Here is a 702-nt window from a genome sequence, read left to right on the forward strand (position 1 = left end):
ATGCAAACGAGAACCGACTGTCTTCAGAATGATAGAGCCCAGTGCTTATCTATAGTTACAAGGAAGAAACTCATGAGCGCACTTATCCACTTGGCAGAAGTCTTTGTTTTTTTGCTTTTCATCATCACCTTCGTAAGAATTCGCTCACTCTATCGTGATTACCCTCCTCTCAACCATACTAAAAAAATGACACAAACTGACGAGCGTAAACCTTTAGTAGGAAATGCTTCAGCCAGTGTGAAATATGAGGACAAAATGGCTATCCTCAAAGAAGCACAAGTTTTTGCAGGTATGCAGCTTCTACCCCTAAAAAAGCGCTATGGAGATATACATGGCGAAAAGTATGCTTGGTTGAGAAAAGCCTGCGCTTTCTACCTTATAGGGGCAACCCGCGCTATAACGAACACAGGCCAATGTGGCCCAGGCACATACGAAGAAATTACTGGACTGGTAATCAAGTCTTGCTTGAAGACCCCTAACAACGACGTACTCGCTTATCTAAAGAGCGCTTCAAATGACGAGTGGGATAAAGAGCAAAAGGTCTTAGCATTAACTGGAGAGCAAGCAGCAGCTAACTGGGTATCAGGCAAGGCTATCCCTCACCACACTACCCTGGACGAACACTTAAGTCGAAACGGAATTATTGCTTAAATTCCAGTGACTGATAGTGAGATAATTTTCTCGTGCCCCTCACCTACCTGA

Annotated in this window: 1 protein-coding gene; it reads left to right on the plus strand. The window is 43.9% G+C overall.

All coding sequences use genetic code 11. From position 1 onward, the window contains the following. The first annotated feature begins 72 nt into the window (after positions 1-72). The gene (locus tag A3735_RS05640) at positions 73-651 is read left to right on the plus strand and encodes a hypothetical protein (RefSeq protein ID WP_068507775.1); all 579 of its coding nucleotides are present in this window, start codon (positions 73-75) and stop codon (positions 649-651) included. Positions 652-702 lie beyond the last annotated feature (51 nt).

It is taken from the genome of Oleiphilus sp. HI0061 (assembly GCF_001635675.1).